Raw genomic sequence first — 20,547 nt, 5'->3', positions numbered from 1 at the left:
TCGTAGAGCCGCGCGGGATCGGGACGGAAGGAGGACGGCGCCGTCAGCGCCGCATCACCACGAAAGCCGGGCGCCCGTAGCGGCGGGCCTGCCGCATCTTCCACCACAGCGTGACGAAGGCCACCAGACCCGCCACCACGACCACGGGGATCAGCAGGCCGAGCACCACGAAGGCCAGGGCAGCCATGGTCAGGCCGATCGCCACCACCGCCACCAGGGCGGCTGCCCCGCCCACCCGCAGCAGCACGCGTTCGAGCATGCCGGGCGGCTTCGGGGTACGGAACTCACCCTCGGGCGTCATGTCGAGCAGGAGGGGACGGCGCGGTTCCTCGTTCATGTCCTGGATGTCGCCCCGCGCCCCTCAAGGTTCAAGTCTCGAAACGTATCTGGCCGTCCCGCCGCGCAACTGGTGCATCATGCAAGGCTGGGCACCGATTCTTCGGGGTCCCAACGAGCGCTCAGAAAGCACCATCCAGGGAACCAACAAGAATGCCGTGGAACCAGTTCTACGACCCCTTCGGATCGATCCTTCTCTCCGCCCTGGTGGCGGCCATCCCCGTCGCCACCATGCTGATCGCGCTGGCCTTCCTGAAGATCCCGGCCCATTGGGCGGCGATCTCGGCCCTGGTGGTGGCCTTCGTCGTCGCGGTCTTCATCTTCGGCATGCCGGCGGGTATCGCCGGGCGTGCCACATTGCTGGGAATCATGTCCGGCCTCTTCCCGATCGGCTGGATCGTGCTGAACATCATCTTCCTTTACCGGCTGACAGTGGCGAACGGCTCCTTCGAGATCCTGCAGCGCTCCATCGGCGGCATCACCGAGGACAGGCGGCTGCAGTTGCTGCTGATCGCCTTCGCCTTCGGCGCCTTCTTCGAGGGAGCCGCCGGCTTCGGCACGCCGGTCGCCGTGACCGCGGCGCTGCTGATCGGGCTGGGCTTCTCGCCGCTGGCCGCCTCCGGCCTCTCGCTGATCGCCAACACCGCGCCCGTGGCCTTCGGCGCGCTGGGCACGCCGGTGATCGCGCTCGCCGGGGTCACGGGCCTCGATGTCTATACACTCTCGGCGATGATCGGGCGGCAACTGCCCTTCTTCTCCCTGCTGGTGCCCTTCTGGCTGATCTGGGCCTTCGCCGGCTGGCGCGGGATGCTGGAGATCTGGCCGGCCATCCTGGTCACCGGCGTTTCCTTCGCCGTGCCGCAGTTCCTGGTCTCCAACTATCACGGCCCCTATCTGGTGGATGTGATCGCGGCGCTGGTCTCGATGGCCTGCCTGGTCGGCTTCCTGCGGGTCTGGCAGCCGCGCCGGGTCTGGAAGGACCCCTCGCTGCGCGGCCGCGACGATTCGGTGGCCGCCGGGGAGGGCCTGCGCGGCGAGGCGGCGGGCGCCACGGCAGCCCGCACCGGCTCCCGCACCGGCCCCCACACCGGGCACGGCGCGGAGATCATGGACGCCCCGCCGGTCGCGCGCATGTCGGGCGGCGCGGCCGCCGCACCGGACCAGGGCGCGCTGCTGCGGGCCTGGATGCCCTGGCTGATCCTGACGGCCTTCGTCTTCCTCTGGGGGCTGGAGAGCACGCGCGGCCTGCTCAACGGCATCTGGTCGGCCAGCGTGCCGATCGACGGGCTGCACCGCATGGTGGTCAAGGTGCCGCCGGTGGTGGCCGCGCCGGTGCCGGAAGGCGCCGTCTTCGCCTTCGGCATCCTGTCCATGACCGGCACGGGAATCCTGGCGGCGGCGGTGCTGGGCGGGCTGCTGATGGGCTTCTCGCCCCTCGCCCTGATCCGCGAATACGGGGCCACGATCTGGCGCGTCCGCTTCTCGCTGATCACCATCGCCGCCATGCTGGGGCTCGGCTACCTCACCCGCTATTCCGGGCTGGATGCCACCATGGGCCTGGCCTTCGCCAATACGGGGATGCTCTACCCCCTCTTCGGCACGCTGCTGGGCTGGCTGGGCGTGGCGCTGACCGGCTCCGACACCGCCTCCAACGTGCTGTTCGGCGGGTTGCAGAAGATCACGGCGGAACAGCTCGGGCTTTCGCCGGTGCTGATGGCCTCGGCCAATTCCTCGGGCGGCGTGATGGGCAAGATGATCGACGCGCAGAGCATCGTGGTCGCCTCCACCGCCACGAACTGGTTCGGGCATGAGGGCGACATCCTGCGCTACGTCTTCTTCCACTCCATCGCCCTGGCGGTGCTGGTCGGCCTGCTGGTGACGTTGCAGGCCTATGTGCCGCCCTTCACGGCGATGGTGCTGCACTGAGGCGGCGGGGGCGGCTCCGGCAGGGGCCGCCCCGCTTCGTTTTCCTTCCTCTCCTTCATCCGGCGGCATCTTGCCGCGCGCCGGCACCGGACGCAGGCTTGCCGCCAGGATATTCGGCGAGGGAACGGGACAGATGGCGGGTTTCGCGGAGGTCGTTCCGGCCGGCCCCGGCGGGCCGCCATCCCCACCCGTGGAGCGCGCACCGGGCGCCCCGCCCCCGCCGGGCCTTCGCGAGATCTTCGCGGCCTTCACCAAGATCGGCCTCACCAGCTTCGGCGGCGGACTCAGCGGCTGGATGATGCGGGAATTCGTGCAGAACCGCCGCTGGCTGAGCGAGAGCGAGTTCCTCAGCGGGCTGGCGCTGTCGCAGGCCTTCCCGGGCATCAACACGGTCAACCTCTCGATCTGGATCGGCTACCGCCTCCGGGGCGGCTGGGGCGCCCTGGCCGGGGCAGGCGGCATGGTGGTGCCGGCGATGCTGGTGGCCATCGCCGCCGCGGCGCTGTTCCGCCACCTGTCGCAGAACCCGGCCGTCCACGCGATGATGCCTGGCGTGGCCGCGGCGGCGATCGGCCTCTCGCTCCAGACCGGGCTGCGCGCCGGGCGGAATGCCGCCCGCTCCGTGGTCCCGGCGCTGATCCTGGCCGCGAGCTTCGCCGGGATCGCGCTGCTGCGCCTGCCGCTGCTCTATGTGGTGCCGGCCCTGGCCCCCATCAGCATCGCCTGGGCCGCCCACAGCCTGCGGCGCGGGGGCTGAGCCGGATGCCGGAAAGCCCGCTCCTCCGCCTGCTGCTGGTCTTCGTGCCGCTGTCCTTCCTGTCGGTCGGCGGCGGGCAGAGCGTGGTGGCGGACATCCACCGCCAGTCCGTCGATGTCTATGGCTGGATGAGCGATGCCCGCTTCCTGGATCTCTACGCCCTGTCGCGCCTGACACCGGGCCCCGGATCGCTGCTGGTGACGCTGGTGGGCTGGGAGGTCGCGGGCTGGGCCGGTGCGCTCATCACCTCCTTCGCGATCTTCGTGCCCTCCTCGCTGCTGGTCTATGCCCTGGCGATGGTCTGGGCCCGGCACCGCGGCGCCCGCTGGCAGGTCGTGGTGGAACGGGGGCTGGCGCCGGTGGCCGCCGGCATGGTCCTGGCCGCCTCCTATACCCTGCTTTCCGCCGCCGAGGGGGGCGTGCTGGCCTGGGCGGTGGCGGGGGGAGCAGCGCTGGTGCTGATGCTGACGCGGGTGAGCCCACTCTGGCTGCTGGCGGTGGGGGCGCTGGTCTTCCTGGTGCTGCGCCCCTGAATGGCACCCCTGAATGATACTGGCCGGAGGCAACCCCGCCCGCCGCCCCGCGTTCCCTGGCCTCACCTGACCGGGAGACAGAACAAGATGCGCACCCTCCTGCTGGCCTCCGCCGCCGCGGCCTTCCTCGCCTTTCCCGCTCCCTCTCCCGCCTTGGCCCAGGGCGCTCCCGCCATGCAGCGCATCGACCCGTCGCATCTGCTGGCGAACCGGCTGATCGACCGTGACGTCTACACCACCGACCGGGTCGAGGTCGGCGAGGTGGAGGATCTGGTGATCGACCCGGCGACGGGGCGCATCGTCACCGTGGTGATCGATGTGGAGCGCGATCTCGGGCTGAACGCGAAATACATCGCCGTGCCGCTGGACAGGCTGAGCATCGCCCCGGGGGAACGGCGCGTGACGCTGAACATGACACGGGCGGAACTCTCCAGCCTGCCCGCCATCGACTACCACGACTGACCGCGATGCCGGCAGGCCGGACGGCTCAGATGGAGTAGTCCGGCTGCAGGGTCTGGTCCATGGTCAGGCCGGGGAAGGTGGTGTTCCGCCCGACCGGTTTGGCCGGGGCCCCCGCCACGGTGGTGTAGGGTGCCACCGGGTGCAGCACGACGGAGCCGGCGCCGACCTTGGCGCCCTCCCCGATCTCGATATTGCCGAGGATCTTGGCGCCGGCACCGATCAGCACGCCGCGCCGCACCTTGGGGTGGCGGTCGCCATGGTGCTTGCCCGTGCCGCCGAGCGTCACGCCCTGCAGCAGCGAGACGTCGTCCTCCACCACCGCCGTTTCCCCGATCACCACGCCCGTCCCGTGGTCGAGCAGGATGCCGCTGCCCATCCGCGCCGCCGGATGGATGTCCACGGCGAAGACCTCCGCGCTGCGGCTCTGCATGTAGAGTGCCAGATGCTGGCGCCCGGCCAGCCAGAGCCAGTGCGCCACACGCTGTGCCTGGAGGGCGAGATAGCCCTTGAAGTGCAGGAAGGGCGTCAGGAGGTCCGGGCAGGCGGGATCGCGGTCGCGCACCGCCAGGAGGTCCGTGGAGGCCGCCGCGACAATGGCGGGATCGCTGAAGAAAGCCTCGCAGGCCAGGCCCGCCAGGGCGGTCGCGTCCAGCTCGGCATCGGCGAGCTTGCGGGCGATCCGGTGGCCCAGTGCCTGCGGGAAGGAGGAATGGCGCAGCACCGCGACGGCCATGGGCTGCGCCAGGATCGGGTCGCTCGCCGCCGCGCCGCTCGCATCGCGGCAGAGGCGTGACCAGAGGTCCAAGGCCGGCACATCCGGTCCTGGAGCGATACGGGACGGGGGTTCGGGCCGCAGTACAACGCAGTTGGATCGCATGGCGGGGGTACTCGTGGCCATTGGAAGACTAGAAGATGGAACGCGGCCGTGACGGTGCCAGCCCCGGCCGCATGTGTCTGGGGCCTGAGCCGGCCCCCCGGGGAGGGGCGCCATGCGGCCGCCGGCCGTGCCGCTGTCGCTTCGCCGCCAGCCATCCGGTGTCATCCTAGGGCAAATCGCCGGGCGGCGGAAACGGGTTGGCGGGAATGTGGCGATCATGCCCCGGAGAGTGCCGCTCTCCTCTCCCCCGCAACCTCCCGGTCAACCTGCCGGAACCCTTCCTTTCCACATCCGGAATTTTTTCTCTGGACCTGGAGTACTCGCGTGCAAGAATTAGGAAAAGGGAGGGACATCACGTTGCGGTTGAAACTGCCCCATGCAGGGGTGGCGGCGCGGCCCCATGCCATGGCCCGGCCAACCGTCACTTCAGGGAGACCCGTCTTTCCGGGGAAGCGGGACGGCCGGCAGGCTGCCATGCCGGCCGGCGGGGATGCCCCGGGCCCCTGACATGCCGCTGCTGCTCGCTGTCCTGATCGCCTTCGGCCTCTGCTACACCGTGCTGGAACTCGCGGAGAGGCTCCGCGCCTCGCCGGACGCTCCTTTTCAATCCAACCTCCCGCCCGCCGACGCGGCGGAAGCCGGCGGCGATCCCTGGGCGCGGCGGATCTGGTACGCCACCATCTGGGGCACGCTCGGCCTCGGCCTGTGGTCGATGATGGTCGTGCCGACCCTGCTGAGCCTGCCGGACGGCATGCCGGAAATCCTTCTCCTCCCCGCCGCGCTGTCGCTGGCCCTGCCGCTCCTCGCCTCCCTCCCCGGCGTCGCCCTGGCCCTGGGCGATCCCATCCCGGGCCGGACGGGAGCGGCGGCGGGAACGACGCGCTGGCGGGAATGCTGGCGCCCCTTGGGCGGCGCCCTGCTGCTCGGCGCCGGCCTCCTCGCCGGTTGCCGGCTGAGTTCGGTCGCCCTCGCCACGCAGCCGCCGGAAGCCTCGTCCCACACCTTGTTCCAGGCGGGGCTGCTCGCCACGGCCAGTCTGGGCCTGCTGTTCCGGCTGGCCCGGCGCTCGCCGCGGGACACACCCCTGCGCTTCCTGTCGGCGATACCCTCCGCCCTGGGCCTGGTGCTGGTGCATCCCATCATGGAGGCACACCTGCCGCACTGGCTGAACTTCGCCAGGCTGCGGGATCTGGGCGAGGCGCAACCAAGCCTGCTGGCCGCCATGCTGGTGGCGGGAGTCCTGCTTCTGTTCGGGGTGGTGCTGACCTTCTGCTTCCTGGCCCGGCGGATGAGCGAGGCGGCGCAGCGCGAGGCCGGCGCCCTGCGGCTGAGCGAGAAGCGGCTGCGGATCCTGTACCGGCGCAGCCCGCTGCCGCTCTGCGTGCTCGACGGCAGCGGTGCCATTGAGCAGGTGAGCGATGCCTGGCTGGAGCTGCTGGGCCGGATGCGCCGGGAAGTGCTGGGCCACCCCCTCGCCCGCTTCATGAGCCCGGACTGCGCCCGGCGCTTCGCGGGCTGTGGCTGGGAAGGGATCCTGCGCCAGCGGGAGCTGCGTGGCGCGGCCTATGACTTCCTCCACCGCGATGGCGGCGTGGTCCATGTCCTGCTTTCGGCGCGGGTCGAGCGGGATGCGAGTGGCAGCACCGTCCGCATCCTCGCCGGGCTGACCGACATCACCGCCCGGCGCCAGGCGGAGGAGGCGCTGCGGCAGGCGCAGCGCATGGAGGCGCTGGGCCAGATCGCCGCCGGTGTGGCGCACGACTTCAACAACTTCCTGACCGTGGTGAAGGGGAATCTCGACATCGCGCGGCGCGACCCGGAACGGGCCGGGCGGGCACTGTCCCGTGCCGGCGAAGGCGCCGACCGTGCCGCCGCACTGGCACGGCGCCTGCTCGCCTTTTCCCGGCGCGAGGTGGCGGTGCATGAGAAGGTCTGCCTGTCCGCGCTGCTGCCTGGCATGGAGGAGTTGCTGCACCGATCCCTGGCCCCCGGGATGCGGCTGGAGACCTGTCTCCCGCCCGGACTCTGGCCTGTGAAGGCGGAGCCGGCGGAACTGGAAAGTGCCCTGCTGAACCTGGTGATCAATGCCCGTGACGCCATCGCGGAACGCGAGCCGGGGCGGCAATTGGCACGGGGGCTGGTGCGGATCCGGCTGGCGAACCGGCCTTCCTCCGGGACGGATCAGGAGATGCCGGGGGACATGGTGGCCATCGAGGTCGCGGATAACGGCCGGGGCATGGAGCCGGAGGTTCTGGCCCGTGCCATGGAGCCCTTCTTCACCACCAAGCCCGCCGGCCGCGGCACCGGGCTCGGGCTGGCGATGGCGCGGCGCTTCGCGGAGGGCTGCGGTGGCCGGCTCACGATCGACAGCCGGCCCGGCCAGGGCACGACGGTGCGGATCATGCTGCCACGCTTTGAGGAGCCGGCGCCGCCGCCCGCCATGCTGCCGGAACCCGGGGAGAGGACGAAGATTCCGCAGGGGTTCCCGCCCGGGCCGTGAGGGCCACCGCCCCGGAAAGGGCGGGCGTGACCTGGGCGTCTCCCCCTGGGGCGATCCGCCCTATTCCATCACCGAGACATAGCGGTGCCGGGCGGTGTTCAGCCAGGAGGTCCGACGCTCCACCAGGCGGCCGCCCGCGTCCCAGGTCCGGCGCTCCATGATCAGCACCGGCGCGCCGACCGGCATCTCCAGCACGGTGGCAACCTCGGGGGAGGCCCCGGCGGCGCTTAGCAGCTCCTCCGACCGCACCACCGTCACGCCATAACGCTTCTGGTAGACGACATAGAGCTCGTCCATCGGCTCCCGCCCCGCCGGGACGGAGAAATCCGGGAAGACGGCGGCGGGCAGGCTGGTCTCATCCAGCATGAAGGGAACGCCATCCTTGGCGCGAAGCCGCCGGACCCTGTGCAGCAGCGCCTCGGCGGGCAGGCGCATGGCGGTGCGCTCCTCCTCCGTGGCCGGGGTGGTCACCAGGGACAGGGCGGTGGAGGTCGGCTCCACCTGCCGGCCCTGCAGGTCGCGGATCGGAAAGAAATGGAACCGCGCCCGCTCGCTAGTCTGGCGGGCGACGAAGGTGCCCTTGCCCTGCCGCCGCTCGATCAGGTGCCGGCGCTCCAGCGCATCCAGCGCCTTGCGGACCGTGCCGTGCGAGACGCCCAGTTCCTGCGCCAGCTCGGGCTCGGAAGGGAGCGCATGACCCGGCTCCCACTCACCGGCGGCGATGCGGGCGTTCAGGATCGACTCCACCTGCGCGTAAAGGGGCCGTGCATCGGGGCGGCCATCGGAAGAGGGCGGAAAGTCGCTCACTGCGTCTCCAACTCGAATCGTCGCATCGGTTGCCTGGAGGCTATGTGTGTAGCACGCTTCGTGCCGCAATGCGCCGTTATGTCCCCAACCCGGCCCCAGGGGGGCACGAGGCGGCCAAAAGTTTCGTAACGATGCAGAAAAAATCATCACGGCATCTTGTATAAGACATTAGAGACTGTATGATCTCCCCCATCGGTAACCGAAGACGGGCCGAGTTTAGGGATAGGAAACACAGGGGGCGGCGCTGGGTCCTGACGAGCGCGGACCGGGGGTGGACACGCGGCTCTGCCGTGTCCCCGGCCGGACGGTTCTCGGACCTGGCGCCGTCACCCATAATTCCAGCACCTCCGAAGCATCGGCTGCCGCCCCGCCGGAAAGCCGGCGGCTGCCTGCTTCCCCACCGGATGAGTCGGCTTTTTCATTCGCAGGGGCGGATCTGCACCCCTGGACAGTGCCGTTCCGGGGCGATCCACCCTAGCCTGTGCATCCCACAGCGACCGGGGACCTCACATGCCTGCTCTCGCGCTTGCCCTGATCCTGCTGCTGCCCTGCCTCGCCAGCGCGCAAACTGCCTCGCCACCACCGGCGCCGGATTCCCGGGATTGCGGCTGCGGCTCGCCCGACAAGCCAGGCGGGCCGCGCTGAACCGCCTTCCCTACCCTCCCGGCACCTCTTCCGTGATCACATCGAACTGCGCCAGCCAGGCGGTGCCGAAGGAGGTGGAGATCGCCACATCCGTCGCGTCCCTCCCCCGCGCCATCAGGATGCGCCCGATGCGCGGCCTGTTGTGGCGGGCGTCGAAGGTGTGCCAGCGGCCGCCGAGATAGACCTCGAACCAGGCGGAGAAATCCATCGGGTCCGGCACCGGCGGCACGCCGATATCGCCCAGATACCCGGTCACGTAGCGGGCGGGGATGTTCATGCAGCGGCACAGGGTCACGGCGAGATGCGTGAAGTCCCGGCAGACGCCCTGCCTCTCCTCATGCGCCTCCCAGGCCGTCTTGGTGGCGCGGGCATACTGGTAGCCGAACTGGATGCGCTGGTGCGCGTAGTCCACGATCGCCTGCACCCGCTCCCAGCCCGGCTTCGTCTGGCCGAAAAGCGACCAGGCGAGGTTGGAAAGCCTGTCCGTTTCGCAGTAGCGGCTGCCGAGCAGGAAGACGAGCACCTCGTCCGGCAGCTCCTCCACCGGGTGCTGGACGGCATCCCGCGCGACCGGATCGGGCAGGCCGCTGTCCTGCACCAGGAAATCCGCCGAAATGGTCAGGCGGCCGGGCGGTGCGACGATGCGTGTGACGATGTTGTTGAATCCGTCCCGGTAGACGCGCCAGGGCACCGCCTGTCCGCTGGTGGAATGGAACTGCACCGCCACGGGGGAGCGCAGGTCCGGCTCACGCTCCGGCACCACGTTGATCAGCAGCAGCATCGGGGTCGCGGAAGGGCACTCGAAGGCGAGGTTATAGCCGGCACGGATCAGCATGGGCGTGTCGTCTCCCGCGGCATGTCGGCCGCATCTCGATGGATCCGCAACAGGTCAGGCAATCCCCGGGCCAGGGTCGCCTCCCCGGCCGCGGGCTGTCTTATCTGTGACGGAGTGTCGCGCCGCCGTGAGCCGGCGCGATGACGCAGCAAGCGCCATCGCGCCCGAATGGTTGCAGGGCCGTTTCGTCAGGCCGCCCGCAAGGTCCCTCAGCCACGCAGGGCACGCCAGAAACGGCGAGTGCCGTCCACCTGATGCCGCCACCAGCCGCCCTGCACGAAGCCGGGCGGCGCCTCCGGATCGCCGGTGACGGGGAAATGGTCGCGCCGCCAGTCCGCCGTGCCGAAGATCCAGTCCCAGACCGGGAAAAGCACGGCGAAATTGCGTCCCGCCTCACCTTCCGCGAGTACGCCGTGGTGCAGCCGGTGGAAGCGCGGCGACACCACCAGACGTTCCCCGACACGCCCGAAGGATAGGCGGATATTGGCGTGCGACATGGCCTCGGCGAGGCGCAGGATCAGCACGGCCAGCGGGAACTGCTCCGGCGGGATGCCGATCGCGAGCGCGATGCCGCCGACCCAGGCCGCGCCGATCAGGTCGTCGATGACGTGGTTGCGGTCATCCGTCCAGAAGGTCATCTGCGTCTGCGCGTGATGGATCGAATGCAGGGCCCACCACCAGGGCAGGGCGTGCTGCAGCCGGTGGCGCCAGTACTCGCCGAAATCCAGCACCACGACGTAGAGCAGGAAGGTCAGCACCGGCCAGTCGCGCAGGGGCGGGAACAACACCTCCAGCGAGGGGGAGACATAGCCCGTCTCCGCCAGCCAGCCGCTGAGCCGGGATTCGACACCCGTGAAGAGCGCGAAGGCGATGAGCGGCAGGATGCCGAGCCGCGCCAGCAGCGTATAGAGGACGTCGGTGCGGATGGCGCGGCGGTCGCGGCGCGGCTCCACCGGCTGCCAGGCCTCCAGCGGCCGGCAGACGAGATAGACCACCACCACCTGCAACAGGCCCAGCAGCAGGAAGCCCGCCCAGCGATAGGCCTCCTCCTCCCACCCCATCAGCCCCGCCGCGTAGAGGCCGGGTTGCAGGATGCTGGCGAAGAGCCAGCCGGTGGCGCCATCCAGCGCATCGGTCAGCGTTTCGAGCATGGCGCAGCGTAACGCCGGCGTATCGGGAAGGCCATGGAGGATGGCCATCCCCGCATCAGTTCTTCCCTGTCACGGCCGCTCCTGGGGCCAGGGTGGGCGCCAGGGTCTCGAAACAGAACCCCTTTTCCTGGAGGCCGGTGACCAGCGGCTCCAGCACCCCGGCAAAAGGCTCCCGCCGCGAGCGCACGCCCCAGTGCATCAGCATCACCTCGCCATCGCGCACGGAGCCCAGCGCCCGGGCCAGCAGCGCGGCATTCGGGGTGCGGTCGCTGTCCAGTTCGTCGCCCAGGAAGCCGTTGGCGCTCCATCCCTGGTGGCGCAGCCCGCATTGCTGCGCCAGGGCCAGGGCATTGGGCGTGGTACGGCCACCAGGGGCACGCCAGAGCGGCAGTACCACCGCCTCCGGCACCATCTGGCGCAGCCGCTCGACCGGGCGGCGCAGTTCCTCGCAGAGCGCCGGGCCGTCCAGCACCGTGCTGCCGCCGTCCCGCTGGCGGGAGGCATAGCGCACCTTTCCCGGCCCAGGGTCGCCCGTGAAGTACCAGTGCCGCCAGGTATGGCTGGCGAAGACGTGCCCCTCCGCCGCCCGCGCGCGCCAGAACGCGGCCCATTCCGGGCCGAGGGTCCGGTCGCCGCGGAAAGTCGGCTCGTCCGCCACGAAGAGCGTGGCCCGCACCCCGTGGCGCCGCAGCACCGCCGCGATCTGCTCGGCCTCCCGCGACCAGCCCGTGTCGATGGTCAGATAGACCGTGCCACGGCAGGCCGCCGGCCCCCTCTCCTGGGCGAAAGCCGGAACCGCAGCCAGGAAAGCCAGGCAGCCGGCCAGGATCGACCGCCCCATCCCTCGCCTCACGCCGGCCTCAGCGGGGCTGCGCCGGGGCGGCGCGGCCATCCCCGGCGTGGCCATCCTGCGCCAGGGCCGGATCGGCGGTGCGGTAGAGGATTCCGTGCGGCGACCGCCCGGCGCGCAGGGTCTGCATCTCCCCCGTGGCGGGGTCCAGCACGCCAACCTTGGCCACCCAGCGCAGCGTGGTCCAGAGCCGGCCCTGCGGGTCGAAGGTGATGTCGTCCGGCCCGCCGGGCGTGTCATAGACCCGCTTCACCGACAGATCCTTCGGGTCCAGCGCGGTGATGCGGCTGTCCACGCGGCTCGTGACATAGATCACGCTGTTGTCGGGAGACGGGAAGATCTGGTGCGCGCCGCGCCCCACCGTGATGCGGCGTTCCACCGCATGGGTCGCGGGGTCCACCACCGAGACGAAATCCTGCCCCATCGCGCCCACCAGCAGCTTGCCGTCATGCCAGTGGATGCCGGCGGGATCGCGGCCGACCTCCTGGGTCCAGGCGACCTCGCGGCGTTCCAGGTCCACGGCGGCGATGCTGCGCTCGCCCTGCAGGGTGACATAGGCGAAGCGGCTGTCCGGGCTGTAGGCCAGGTGGCTGGGCATGTCGCCCACCCGCAGGCGCCCCTGAAGGCTCAGCGCCTGCCCGTCCCAGCCATAGATGTCCACCTGGTCGCGGCGCAGGCTGGTCACCACCAGCCGCTTCCCATCCGGCGTGAAGGCGAGGTGATAGGGATTGCTGATCCGCTCCCGCCGCAGCACCGATCCGGTGGCGGGGTCGAGGAAGAGCATCTCGTTGCCGCCGGAATCCCCGACCAGGATCTGGCTGCGGTCCGGCGTCAGGGTGAGGTGGTGGACCTCCCGCAGCACCGGGATGCGCCGGATCTCCTCACGGCTCCGCCCGTCGAGGATCTGGATGTTCGCCTCGCCCGAATTGAGCACGAAGACGAGATCGGGCGACGCGGCCAGCACCCCCTGCGGCAGCAGGGCGGCCAGGAAGGCAAGCCCGGTCAGCCCTCCGGCCAGGCTCTTGAAGCGCATGAAACCTTACCCTCCGGGGTGGATGCCGGTGCCGCGGGGGTGGTGCGCCCCCCGGTCGATGCGCCCGAGATTAGCACAGGATGGCACGGCGCGAGAGCCTCGGGCGCGCCATGGCCGGTGTCAGCCCGCGGGCTGGTCCGCCGCCGGCTCGAAGCGCAGCGCCACACCATTCATGCAGAAGCGCAGCCCGGTCGGCGGCGGGCCGTCCGGGAAGACATGGCCGAGATGGCCCTGGCAATGGGCGCAATGTACCTCCGTCCGCACCATGCCATGGGTGCGGTCGGTCGTGGTGGCCACCGAGCCCTCAATGGGCCGGAAGAAGGAAGGCCAGCCCGTGCCGCTCTCGAACTTCGTCACGGAATCGAAGAGCGCCGTGCCACAGCCGGCGCAGTGATAGGTGCCCGCCCGCTTCTCGCCATTCAGGGGCGAGGAACCGGGCCGCTCCGTGCCGTGCTCGCGCAGCACGCGATAGGCCTGGGGCAGGAGGCAGTGGCGCCACTCCTCCTCCGACCGGCGCTCCGCCTCGTCCATCGCCTGATCCTTCCCGCTCATGCCGCACGCTCCTTCAGCCGATGCGCGAAGCTCTTGCGGAACTTCGCCACCTTCGGCGCGATCACCGCCCGGCAATAGCCCGACCAGGGGGTGCGGGCGAAGTAGTCCTGATGCTCCGCCTCGGCCGGCCAGAATTCCGGCGCGGGGGCCAGTTCCGTGACCAGCGGCGCCGGGTAGAGCCCCGCATCGGCCACCTCCGCCATCACCTCCCGCGCCACGCGCTCCTGTCCGGGCGAGGTGGCGAAGATGACGCTGCGGTACTGCGGCCCGACATCGGCACCCTGGCGATCCTTCGTGGTGGGATCGTGGATGGTGAAGAAGACACGCAGGATATCGGCATAGGAGATCACGGCGGGGTCGAAATCGACCTTCACCACCTCCGCATGCCCGGTCCGCTTGCCGCAGACCTGCTCATAGGTCGGATTCGGAACCGTGCCGCCGGCATAGCCGGAGACCACGGAGGCGACGCCCTCCAGATTGCGGTAGACGGCGTCGAGGCACCAGAAACAGCCACCGCCGAGGATGGCCGTCTCGGGGTTTCGGGAGACGGGATCGGTCATGCGGCCCATGTGGGGTGGTCCCGGGCCTCTGCCAATGCCGTGCCTGGACCGCCGGGGGCGCCGCCGGGGCTCAGTCGCAGCCCCCGCCCCCTGGGGGCCGGGAAGCTGGCCCGGGCGGCCGAAATGGAAGCCCTGGCCGAAGCCCACGCCCAGTTCCCGCATCAGCGCGGCCTCGGCCTCGGTCTCGATCCGCTCCGCCACCACCGCGGCGCCCAGGGACTGCGACAGCTCCACGATCGCCGTCACGAAGCTGCGGTCGCGGGCGCTGCGCAGGGCGCCTTGCACATAGGCACCGTCCAGCTTCACGAAATCGACCTGCAAGGCGCGCAGGTAGCGGAAGGCGGCGGCCCCCGCACCGAAATCGTCGAGGCAGACGGCCACCCAGCGGTCGCGCAGGAACTGCACGCTGCGGATGGCCTCGTCCTCGTCGCCGATCTGCGCCGTCTCGGTGATCTCCACCAGCAGCCGTTCCGCCAGGTGCGGCCGGGCGTCGAGCAGGCTTTCCATCTTCCGCCGGAAGGCCGGGCTTTGCAGCGACAGGCCGGACAGGTTGACGGCGATGCGCGGCGCGGCCGGCCGCTGCGCCACCTGGGCGACACTGTGCAGCACCGCCCAGTCCAGCTCCTCGGCCAGGCCGATGGCCTCGGCGAAGGTCACGAATTCCTGCGGCCCCTTCAGCGGCAGGTCCTGGATGGGCCGGGGGCGCAGCAGGGCCTCGTAGTGATGGACGCGGCCGTCCTGCAGGCCGACGATGGGCTGATAGGCCATGTGGAAACGCCGTTCCGCCAAAGCACGCCGCATCGCCTCGCTGCGCAGGGTGGCGGAGGCGAGGAAGCCTTGCAGCCCCCGGTCGAAGCCCCAGTCGTTCAGCCCCTCCTGCCCTTCCTGCGCGAAGGCGGACAGGGCGTGGCGCAGGGCGCGCGTGGCCTGGACCACGTCGAGGCCGGGCGCCGTCAGCGGCATGTCGAGCGCGCGGAGCCGCGCCTCGCGTCCGCCCCGGGCCAGGGCGGCCTCCACCCGGGCCGCCAGCTTCGCGAGATCCGTCATGCCACCCTTCAGGCCGTGATCCGCCTGCTCCCCGGCCAGCCCCTCCTCGCCGGCATGGCCCCGGCCCGCCTCGTCGCGTTCCGGCCCGGCCTCCCTCGGAGGGCGATGCATCGCGCCGCCGGACACGATCCCGTAGCGCCCCGGGGCGATCCGCCCGGCCACCCCGTCGCCGTCGTCACCGGCCAGCATCGCCTCGCGGATCTGTTTCAGGATGTCGCTCCCATTCTCCTCGAGTTCGAGGAAGCCCATGGAGGAGGCCACCTCCCCTTCCCGCAGGCGCTGTTCCGCGACCCGGGCCAGTGCCTCCGGCCCCAGATCGGTCTCTCCGGACAGGTCCGGCATCCCTTCCGGCACGGCCGAGAGGCAGAGGCAGAAGCGCAGGCCCTGGCGATGCGCGAGGGGCAGGCCGGAAAGCAGCATCGGCCGCCGCTCCCGGGTCCGCAGGCGGAACAGCATGGGCGGGATGCGCTGCTGCGCGCCCAGCAGCATGAGCGTGTCCTCCAGGCGCTCCCGCTCCTCCGGCGCCAGGAGACGGCGGACGGGGGTGGCCAGGAAAGCTTCCGGCGCCTGTCCGAAACGCTGCTCGAAACTGCCGGCGGCATAGGTGATGGTGCCGTCGGGGCGGATCTCCACCAGCAGCTCCGCCGCGGCCAGGGCGAAGGTCACGTAGCGTTCGTGGCGATCGGCCTGATCGTGCTCCGCCTCCGGCGCCGTGCCGGTCCCGGGGCGACCGCCGGGAATCGTCATGGCCGCTCCCCCGCCCGGGGAGCTTGCACCGGAAGGGCGGGGCGGAGCGGCGTGGCCGGCCGGGCCGTGCCGCCCATGCCCATGGGAAGGCGTCGCATGCCTCGGATATCCTGACTCGTCTGCGCGGCGTTCTGTCTGCGGCAAGGGTCCATCCCAGGCAGCAAAGCGCCAAACGGTTGAGAAACCCTGAGCCCGGACAGCACGGCCACGAAAAAACCCGCCGGACGCGCCATGCTTTTCCCGCATCCCCGCCGGCCGGGGGTCTTCCCGAAAGCGCCGATCGGGCGGAGGCTGCCGGCAATGATCTTCCCAGCGCCACACCCCGCCGCCCTGCCCCCGGGTGAGCCCGGAACACTCGGCTTCGATCCCGCCGGGCTCGCCGAGGCCACTGCCTGGGCGCAGAGGCAGGAAAGCCCCTTCCCCCGCGACCTGCCGGCCTATCTGGCCTCCGGCCATTTCGAGCCGCCGCCGGGCAACGAGATCCTCGGGCCGGTCGAGCCGCGCGGCGCGCCGAACGGGCTCATCCTGCGCCATGGCCGCGTCGCCGCCCGCTGGGGCGACACGCGGCAGGCGGACCGGACCTTCAGCGTCGCCAAGTCCTGCCTCTCGATGCTGGCGGGCATCGCCGTGCTGGATGGGCTGATCCGCGACCTGGACGAGCCGGTCTCCGCCAGCGTCTCCGACCCCGCCTTCGCCGGCCCGCGCAACGGCGCCGTCACGTGGCGCATGCTGCTGACCCAGACCAGCGAGTGGGAGGGCACGCTGCACGGCAAGTCGGACGTGCTGGACCGGGGCCGCGACCTGCAGCGCGAGGGCAAGGCGCCCAAGGGCTGGGAGCGGCCGTTGCAGCCGCCGGGCTCCTACTGGGAATACAACGATGTCCGGGTGAACGCCCTGTCCCTGGCCCTGATGCTGCGCTTCGGCCGGCCGCTGCCGGAGGTCTGGGCGGAGCGGATCATGCGCCCGGTCGGCGGCAGCGAGGACTGGCGCTGGGACGGCTACCGCACCGCCTCCGTCACCCTGCCCGGCGGGCGCACGGCGCTCTCGGTGCCGGGCGGCACGCATTGGGGCGGCGGCATCCGCACCCATGCGGAGGACCAGGCGCGGCTCGGCCTGCTGATGCTCGCGGGCGGGATCTGGGACGGACAGCGCATCCTGCCGCCCGGCTGGGTGGCGGCCAGCGGCACGCCCTGCCCGCTGCACGCGGATTACGGGCTGCTCTGGTGGCTGAACCGCTCCGGCCGCTTCCCGGAGGCCGACCGGGAAAGCCTCTTCGCCCAGGGCGCCGGCGGCAATGTCATCTGGATCGAGCCGGCGACGCGAATCGTCGCCGTGTTCCGCTGGCTTGATCCCGCCGCCCTGCCCGAGACCATCGCGCGCATCAGCCGCGCCCGCACCATCTGAACGGGACTGCCATGGACGCCCCCATCACCCATTCCGCCGAAGCGGAAATCGCCGCGCTGCATGCGTCGCTGCCGACGCTCGACACGCATGTGGACATCCCCTGGCCGGACATGCCCGACCCGCATGGCGAGACGCCGCGGCAGGTGGACTTCCCCAAGATGAAGGCCGGCGGGCTGAAGGGCGTGGTCTTCATCGCCTATACGCCGCAGGGGCCCCGCACGCCGGAGGGCCATGCCGCCGCCGGGGAGCGCGCCGAGGCCATGCTGCGCGCCATCCGCGGCACGGCGGATGCGGAGCACCGCCTTGTCACCACGCCGGACGAACTCGCCGCCGCCCAGGCGGAGGGGGCCTTCGCCGTGCTGCTGGGCGTGGAGAACGGCAATGCCATGGGGCACGACCTGTCCCGGCTGAAGCTCTGGCGCGACCTCGGCGCCTGTTACGTCACTGTCACGCATGACGGGCACAACGACCTCTCCGACGCGGCCCGGCCCAAGCCGGAACTCGGGGACGGCCCCGCCCTGCATGGCGGGCTGAGCGAGCTGGGCCGGCAGGCGGTGCGGGAGATGAACCGGGTCGGGCTGATGGTGGACATGTCCCACATCGCCCGCAGCAGCTTCTTCCAGGCGGCCGAGATCTCGAAGGCGCCGGTGCTCGCCACCCATACCTGCTGCGCCGCCCTGCGCGCGCATCCGCGCAACCTGGATGACGAACAGCTCGACATGCTGAGGCAGGTGGGCGGGATCGTGCAGATCACCGCTGTCCCGGCCTTCCTGCGGGCACCGGACCCGGATGGCCGGTTCCGCGCCTCGGTGGCCGATATGGCGGACCATGTGGACCATGCGGTGCGGCGCATCGGCATCGGGCATGTCGGCCTGTCCAGCGACTTCGACGGCGGCGGCGGGGTGGAGGGCTGGCGCCATGCCGGGGAGACCCTGGGCCTGACCGCCGAGCTGGCACGCCGGGGCTATGACCGGCAGGCGCTGGAACTGCTCTGGTCCGGGAATTTCCTGCGGGTCTGGCGCGCCGCGCTGGCCGTCGCCGGGGACTGACCGGCGGCATCTGCGGAAGAATCCCCTGCCGGCCGCGCGAAAGTGCGGCTGGCATTTTTTGCAATTCTGAATTGTTTCCACATCATGGCTATACGTATCCAGGGTAGCGGTTTTTCCTTCGCCACCGCTTCACCAGATGTTAATCTTTTTGCACCGCACCCATTCCCCTTCGGGACATGGCGGAGAGGAGCCCAGCGTTCCCGGCATGGAAAACCCGCGCCATCTCACCCTGGTTGATCTCGCGGAGCGAGTCGACCAACTGGCGGTCGAAGCCTTCGAGGCCGACCACTCGGCCGCCACCATGATCCTGAGCCGCATGGCCAGCCTGCTGCGCGCACTCGACACGGCAGCACCGCCCGTGACCGTGGCAGCGCTGCATCCCGCGATCCTGTCCGAGGAAAGCCAGCCGGCCCTTATGGCGTGCTGAGTCCGCTTCCACGCCACCGTGACGAAATAAAAGGCTCGCGCCCTGGCGTCGCGGGCCAGTTGCCATTTCTGGCAATGGGCAGCGAATTGTCGGGGATGTTCTGGAAGACCAGTTGGTAGCGGCGGACGGATTTGAACCGCCGACCAAGGGATTATGATTCCCCTGCTCTACCGCTGAGCTACGCCGCCAACCGGTGGGCCGCGAATTAGGCCGCCGCGCCGTTCCTGTCAACGCCCGCCCGGCGGATGAATCCGCCGCCGAGCACGCGTTCCCCATCATAGAGCACCAGCGCCTGCCCCGGCGCCGCGATCACCGGCTGTTCCGGCGTGACGGAGAGCAGGCCGCGCGCCGCATCCCAGCGGGCCCGCACCGGCTGCGGCACCTCGCGGGCGCGGAACTTCGCCTGCGCGGTGAATTCCCCCTCGGGCGGCGGGATCAGCCAGTTCGCCTCGCCAGCCTCCACCACGGATTGTGGAATCGCCGCCCTGGGGCCGACCACGACGCGCCGCCGGGTGGCGTCCAGGGCCGCCACATACATCGGCTCCTCGCCATCGCGCGCGGCCGTGCCGAGGCCCCGTCCCTGCCCCACGGTGAAGCGCCCCAGCCCCTCGTGGCGGCCCAGCACGCGGCCGTCGAGATGCACGATCTCGCCGGGCTGCGCCGCCTCGGGGCGCAGCTTCGCCACCGTCTCGTGGTATCGTCCGGCGGGCACGAAGCAGATGTCCTGGCTGTCGGGCTTCTCCGCCACGGCGAGGCCCAGCCGCGCCGCCTCGGCGCGCACGGCGGCCTTGTCGGGCATGGCACCCAGCGGGAAGCGGGTGAAGGCCAGTTGCTCACGCGTGGTGGCGAACAGGAAATAGGACTGGTCGCGCGCCGGATCGACAGCTCGGTGCAGTTCCGCCCCCGAGGGCCCCTCGACGCGCTGCGCGTAATGCCCCGTCGCCAGCGCCTCGCAGCCCAGGTCCCGGGCGAGGCCGAAGAGGTCCTGGAACTTCACCGTCTGATTGCAGCGGACGCAGGGGATGGGGGTTTCGCCGCGCGCGTAGCTGTTCGCGAAATCCTCGATCACCGCATCGCGGAAACGGGTCTCGCGGTCCAGCACGTAATGCGGGATGCCGAGCCGGTCGGCGACATCCCGGGCGTCGTGGATATCCTGCCCGGCGCAGCAGGCGCCCTTGCGGGACACGGCGGCCCCGTGGTCGTAGAGCTGCAGCGTGGCGCCAACGACCTCATGGCCCTCCTCCCGCAGCAGCCCGGCCACGACGCTGCTGTCCACCCCGCCGGACATGGCGACCAGGATCCGCATCAGCCGATCTCCGACAGCGCGCCCTCGGCGGCGATTCCGCCGGCCGGGGGCACGGCGCGCAGGCCCATGGCCCAGAAATCCGCCTCCAGCCGGGAGGCCTCGGCGAAGGTCCGGGTCAGCAGCGGCAGGCGGGCCTCGCCGCCATGGCTGGCGCCCAGCGCATCGATCCGCGCCGCGGCGGAACGCGCCAGGGCCTGGTACTCCTCGCCCGCATACATGGCGATCCAGCTCTCATAGGGGTTGTCGTCGCGGCGGCGGCCGGGATGCGCCTCGATGCGCAGGGCGATCTCGCCATAGCCCACGGTGCAGGGGGCGAGCGCCACCTCCAGGTCCAGGATGTCGCCGGCGAAGCCGCGGTCCAGCACCCAGCGGGTATAGGCGACCGTCTCGGCCGCCTCGGGCTGTGCCAGGATATCTTCCTCGGACAGGTTCCAGCCGGCGCAGTATTCCAGGTGCAGGCGCGTCTCGCCGAGGATGGCGTCCACCGCCGCGCTCTTCTCGCGCATCGCGGCGAGGCTCTCCGCCTTCACCACGGCCAGGGCCTGGGCGCGGGCGAACTGCACCAGGAAGAGATAGTCCTGCACCAGATAGTGCCGGAAGGCCGGAAGCGGCAGCGTGCCCTCGGCCAGCCCCCGCACGAAGGGATGCCAGCAATAGGCCTCCCATTCCGGCGTAGCGCCCTGGCGCAGCCGCTGGAACAGGCCGCCCGGCATGCCATAGGACTGAAACTGTTGCTGCGGCAT

The 20,547-nt window shown here is 70.8% G+C and carries 20 protein-coding genes, 1 tRNA gene and 1 pseudogene; 9 read left to right on the top strand and 13 right to left on the bottom strand.

Annotation, left to right across the window (positions count from 1 at the left end; translation table 11 throughout):
• Nucleotides 1–43: 43 nt before the first annotated feature.
• Nucleotides 44–337 carry a hypothetical protein gene (locus MVG78_RS09925; protein ID WP_027279980.1) on the bottom strand — a complete coding sequence of 98 codons (294 nt, stop codon included), beginning with the start codon at nucleotides 335–337 and terminating at the stop codon, nucleotides 44–46.
• Between the two features lie 152 nt (nucleotides 338–489).
• Between MVG78_RS09925 and MVG78_RS09920 the strand changes: the two genes are divergently transcribed.
• The 4 genes from MVG78_RS09920 (at nucleotide 490) to MVG78_RS09905 (ending at nucleotide 4,014) form a co-directional block, all read left to right on the top strand.
• On the top strand, nucleotides 490–2,262 hold the full coding sequence (locus MVG78_RS09920; protein WP_247551099.1) for an L-lactate permease: 1,773 nt from the start codon (nucleotides 490–492) through the stop codon (nucleotides 2,260–2,262).
• Between the two features lie 133 nt (nucleotides 2,263–2,395).
• A complete protein-coding gene (locus MVG78_RS09915; RefSeq protein WP_247551097.1) occupies nucleotides 2,396–3,019 on the top strand; it encodes a chromate transporter in 624 nt (207 codons plus the stop codon).
• A gap of 5 nt (nucleotides 3,020–3,024) precedes the next feature.
• Nucleotides 3,025–3,552, top strand: a complete 528-nt coding sequence (locus tag MVG78_RS09910; protein WP_247551095.1) for a chromate transporter — start codon at nucleotides 3,025–3,027, stop codon at nucleotides 3,550–3,552.
• 87 nt (nucleotides 3,553–3,639) lie between these two features.
• Nucleotides 3,640–4,014 (top strand): PRC-barrel domain-containing protein, encoded by a 375-nt coding sequence (locus tag MVG78_RS09905; RefSeq protein WP_247551093.1) that lies wholly within the window; start codon nucleotides 3,640–3,642, stop codon nucleotides 4,012–4,014.
• 25 nt (nucleotides 4,015–4,039) lie between these two features.
• Here MVG78_RS09905 and cysE read toward each other — a convergent pair whose 3' ends face one another.
• A complete protein-coding gene (gene cysE, locus MVG78_RS09900) occupies nucleotides 4,040–4,891 on the bottom strand; it encodes a serine O-acetyltransferase (protein WP_247551092.1) in 852 nt (283 codons plus the stop codon).
• 490 nt (nucleotides 4,892–5,381) lie between these two features.
• On the opposite strand from cysE, the gene MVG78_RS09895 reads away from it, so the two are divergent.
• The gene (locus tag MVG78_RS09895) at nucleotides 5,382–7,391 is read left to right on the top strand and encodes a two-component system sensor histidine kinase NtrB (RefSeq protein ID WP_247551090.1); all 2,010 of its coding nucleotides are present in this window, start codon (nucleotides 5,382–5,384) and stop codon (nucleotides 7,389–7,391) included.
• Nucleotides 7,392–7,451: 60 nt separating this feature from the next.
• On the opposite strand, the gene MVG78_RS09890 is transcribed toward MVG78_RS09895, so the two are convergent.
• On the bottom strand, nucleotides 7,452–8,198 hold the full coding sequence (locus tag MVG78_RS09890) for a GntR family transcriptional regulator (protein ID WP_247551088.1): 747 nt from the start codon (nucleotides 8,196–8,198) through the stop codon (nucleotides 7,452–7,454).
• A gap of 510 nt (nucleotides 8,199–8,708) precedes the next feature.
• Between MVG78_RS09890 and MVG78_RS21535 the strand changes: the two genes are divergently transcribed.
• Nucleotides 8,709–8,843: a hypothetical protein gene (locus MVG78_RS21535; protein ID WP_282615005.1), complete on the top strand. Its 135-nt coding sequence runs from the start codon at nucleotides 8,709–8,711 to the stop codon at nucleotides 8,841–8,843.
• A gap of 10 nt (nucleotides 8,844–8,853) precedes the next feature.
• On the opposite strand, the gene MVG78_RS09885 is transcribed toward MVG78_RS21535, so the two are convergent.
• The 7 genes and pseudogenes from MVG78_RS09885 to MVG78_RS09855 form a co-directional block, all read right to left on the bottom strand.
• Nucleotides 8,854–9,678: a transglutaminase-like domain-containing protein gene (locus MVG78_RS09885; RefSeq protein WP_247551086.1), complete on the bottom strand. Its 825-nt coding sequence runs from the start codon at nucleotides 9,676–9,678 to the stop codon at nucleotides 8,854–8,856.
• A gap of 209 nt (nucleotides 9,679–9,887) precedes the next feature.
• Nucleotides 9,888–10,877, bottom strand: coding sequence for a sterol desaturase family protein (locus MVG78_RS09880; RefSeq protein ID WP_247551084.1), 990 nt, complete (start codon nucleotides 10,875–10,877; stop codon nucleotides 9,888–9,890).
• A gap of 7 nt (nucleotides 10,878–10,884) precedes the next feature.
• The gene (locus tag MVG78_RS09875; protein ID WP_247551082.1) at nucleotides 10,885–11,670 is read right to left on the bottom strand and encodes a polysaccharide deacetylase family protein; all 786 of its coding nucleotides are present in this window, start codon (nucleotides 11,668–11,670) and stop codon (nucleotides 10,885–10,887) included.
• Between the two features lie 19 nt (nucleotides 11,671–11,689).
• Entirely contained in the window at nucleotides 11,690–12,712 is a 1,023-nt protein-coding gene (locus MVG78_RS09870) for a YncE family protein (RefSeq protein ID WP_247551081.1), read from the bottom strand.
• A 120-nt stretch (nucleotides 12,713–12,832) separates the two neighbouring features.
• Entirely contained in the window at nucleotides 12,833–13,243 is a 411-nt protein-coding gene (gene msrB / locus MVG78_RS09865) for a peptide-methionine (R)-S-oxide reductase MsrB (protein WP_247560384.1), read from the bottom strand.
• 17 nt (nucleotides 13,244–13,260) lie between these two features.
• Nucleotides 13,261–13,833, bottom strand: a complete 573-nt coding sequence (gene msrA / locus MVG78_RS09860; RefSeq protein ID WP_247560382.1) for a peptide-methionine (S)-S-oxide reductase MsrA — start codon at nucleotides 13,831–13,833, stop codon at nucleotides 13,261–13,263.
• Between the two features lie 162 nt (nucleotides 13,834–13,995).
• Nucleotides 13,996–14,592, bottom strand: a pseudogene (locus MVG78_RS09855) (EAL domain-containing protein); the annotation flags it as partial.
• 1,326 nt (nucleotides 14,593–15,918) lie between these two features.
• Between MVG78_RS09855 and MVG78_RS09850 the strand changes: the two are divergent.
• The 3 genes from MVG78_RS09850 to MVG78_RS09840 all read left to right on the top strand — a co-directional run bounded on the left by MVG78_RS09850 (nucleotide 15,919) and on the right by MVG78_RS09840 (nucleotide 18,498).
• Nucleotides 15,919–17,022: a serine hydrolase domain-containing protein gene (locus tag MVG78_RS09850; protein WP_247551079.1), complete on the top strand. Its 1,104-nt coding sequence runs from the start codon at nucleotides 15,919–15,921 to the stop codon at nucleotides 17,020–17,022.
• An 11-nt stretch (nucleotides 17,023–17,033) separates the two neighbouring features.
• Nucleotides 17,034–18,071 (top strand): dipeptidase, encoded by a 1,038-nt coding sequence (locus tag MVG78_RS09845; protein ID WP_247551077.1) that lies wholly within the window; start codon nucleotides 17,034–17,036, stop codon nucleotides 18,069–18,071.
• Between the two features lie 205 nt (nucleotides 18,072–18,276).
• Nucleotides 18,277–18,498 (top strand): hypothetical protein, encoded by a 222-nt coding sequence (locus tag MVG78_RS09840; protein WP_247551075.1) that lies wholly within the window; start codon nucleotides 18,277–18,279, stop codon nucleotides 18,496–18,498.
• 113 nt (nucleotides 18,499–18,611) lie between these two features.
• Here MVG78_RS09840 and MVG78_RS09835 read toward each other — a convergent pair.
• The 3 genes from MVG78_RS09835 to tenA form a co-directional block, all read right to left on the bottom strand.
• A tRNA-Met gene (locus MVG78_RS09835) sits at nucleotides 18,612–18,686 on the bottom strand.
• Nucleotides 18,687–18,703: 17 nt separating this feature from the next.
• Complete coding sequence (gene mnmA / locus MVG78_RS09830) at nucleotides 18,704–19,804, bottom strand: tRNA 2-thiouridine(34) synthase MnmA (RefSeq protein WP_247551073.1); 1,101 nt, start codon at nucleotides 19,802–19,804, stop codon at nucleotides 18,704–18,706.
• Nucleotides 19,804–20,547, bottom strand: a complete 744-nt coding sequence (gene tenA, locus MVG78_RS09825; RefSeq protein ID WP_247551071.1) for a thiaminase II — start codon at nucleotides 20,545–20,547, stop codon at nucleotides 19,804–19,806. Before tenA ends, mnmA begins: the two co-directional genes overlap by 1 nt.

Origin of the sequence: Roseomonas gilardii subsp. gilardii (assembly GCF_023078375.1) — a bacterium.
GTDB classification, from domain to species: domain Bacteria; phylum Pseudomonadota; class Alphaproteobacteria; order Acetobacterales; family Acetobacteraceae; genus Roseomonas; species Roseomonas gilardii.
The sequence above is the reverse complement of the archived record's forward strand: the minus strand, read 5'-3'. Positions and strand labels throughout refer to the sequence as shown.

Bases quoted from the DNA above. Each gene is read 5' to 3' on its own strand.
- MVG78_RS09845 (WP_247551077.1), top strand. From the start codon at position 17,034: ATGGACGCCCCCATCACCCATTCCGCCGAAGCGGAAATCGCCGCGCTG.
- MVG78_RS09905 (WP_247551093.1), top strand. From the start codon at position 3,640: ATGCGCACCCTCCTGCTGGCCTCCGCCGCCGCGGCCTTCCTCGCCTTT.
- msrB (WP_247560384.1), bottom strand. From the start codon at position 13,243: ATGGACGAGGCGGAGCGCCGGTCGGAGGAGGAGTGGCGCCACTGCCTC.
- MVG78_RS09910 (WP_247551095.1), top strand. From the start codon at position 3,025: ATGCCGGAAAGCCCGCTCCTCCGCCTGCTGCTGGTCTTCGTGCCGCTG.
- MVG78_RS09850 (WP_247551079.1), top strand. From the start codon at position 15,919: ATGATCTTCCCAGCGCCACACCCCGCCGCCCTGCCCCCGGGTGAGCCC.
- MVG78_RS09895 (WP_247551090.1), top strand. From the start codon at position 5,382: ATGCCCCGGGCCCCTGACATGCCGCTGCTGCTCGCTGTCCTGATCGCC.
- MVG78_RS09880 (WP_247551084.1), bottom strand. From the start codon at position 10,877: ATGGCCATCCTCCATGGCCTTCCCGATACGCCGGCGTTACGCTGCGCC.
- cysE (WP_247551092.1), bottom strand. From the start codon at position 4,891: ATGCGATCCAACTGCGTTGTACTGCGGCCCGAACCCCCGTCCCGTATC.
- mnmA (WP_247551073.1), bottom strand. From the start codon at position 19,804: ATGCGGATCCTGGTCGCCATGTCCGGCGGGGTGGACAGCAGCGTCGTG.
- MVG78_RS09920 (WP_247551099.1), top strand. From the start codon at position 490: ATGCCGTGGAACCAGTTCTACGACCCCTTCGGATCGATCCTTCTCTCC.
- MVG78_RS09925 (WP_027279980.1), bottom strand. From the start codon at position 337: ATGAACGAGGAACCGCGCCGTCCCCTCCTGCTCGACATGACGCCCGAG.
- msrA (WP_247560382.1), bottom strand. From the start codon at position 13,833: ATGGGCCGCATGACCGATCCCGTCTCCCGAAACCCCGAGACGGCCATC.
- tenA (WP_247551071.1), bottom strand. From the start codon at position 20,547: ATGCCGCAGCAACAGTTTCAGTCCTATGGCATGCCGGGCGGCCTGTTC.
- MVG78_RS09915 (WP_247551097.1), top strand. From the start codon at position 2,396: ATGGCGGGTTTCGCGGAGGTCGTTCCGGCCGGCCCCGGCGGGCCGCCA.
- MVG78_RS21535 (WP_282615005.1), top strand. From the start codon at position 8,709: ATGCCTGCTCTCGCGCTTGCCCTGATCCTGCTGCTGCCCTGCCTCGCC.
- MVG78_RS09885 (WP_247551086.1), bottom strand. From the start codon at position 9,678: ATGCTGATCCGTGCCGGCTATAACCTCGCCTTCGAGTGCCCTTCCGCG.
- MVG78_RS09875 (WP_247551082.1), bottom strand. From the start codon at position 11,670: ATGGGGCGGTCGATCCTGGCCGGCTGCCTGGCTTTCCTGGCTGCGGTT.
- MVG78_RS09870 (WP_247551081.1), bottom strand. From the start codon at position 12,712: ATGCGCTTCAAGAGCCTGGCCGGAGGGCTGACCGGGCTTGCCTTCCTG.
- MVG78_RS09840 (WP_247551075.1), top strand. From the start codon at position 18,277: ATGGAAAACCCGCGCCATCTCACCCTGGTTGATCTCGCGGAGCGAGTC.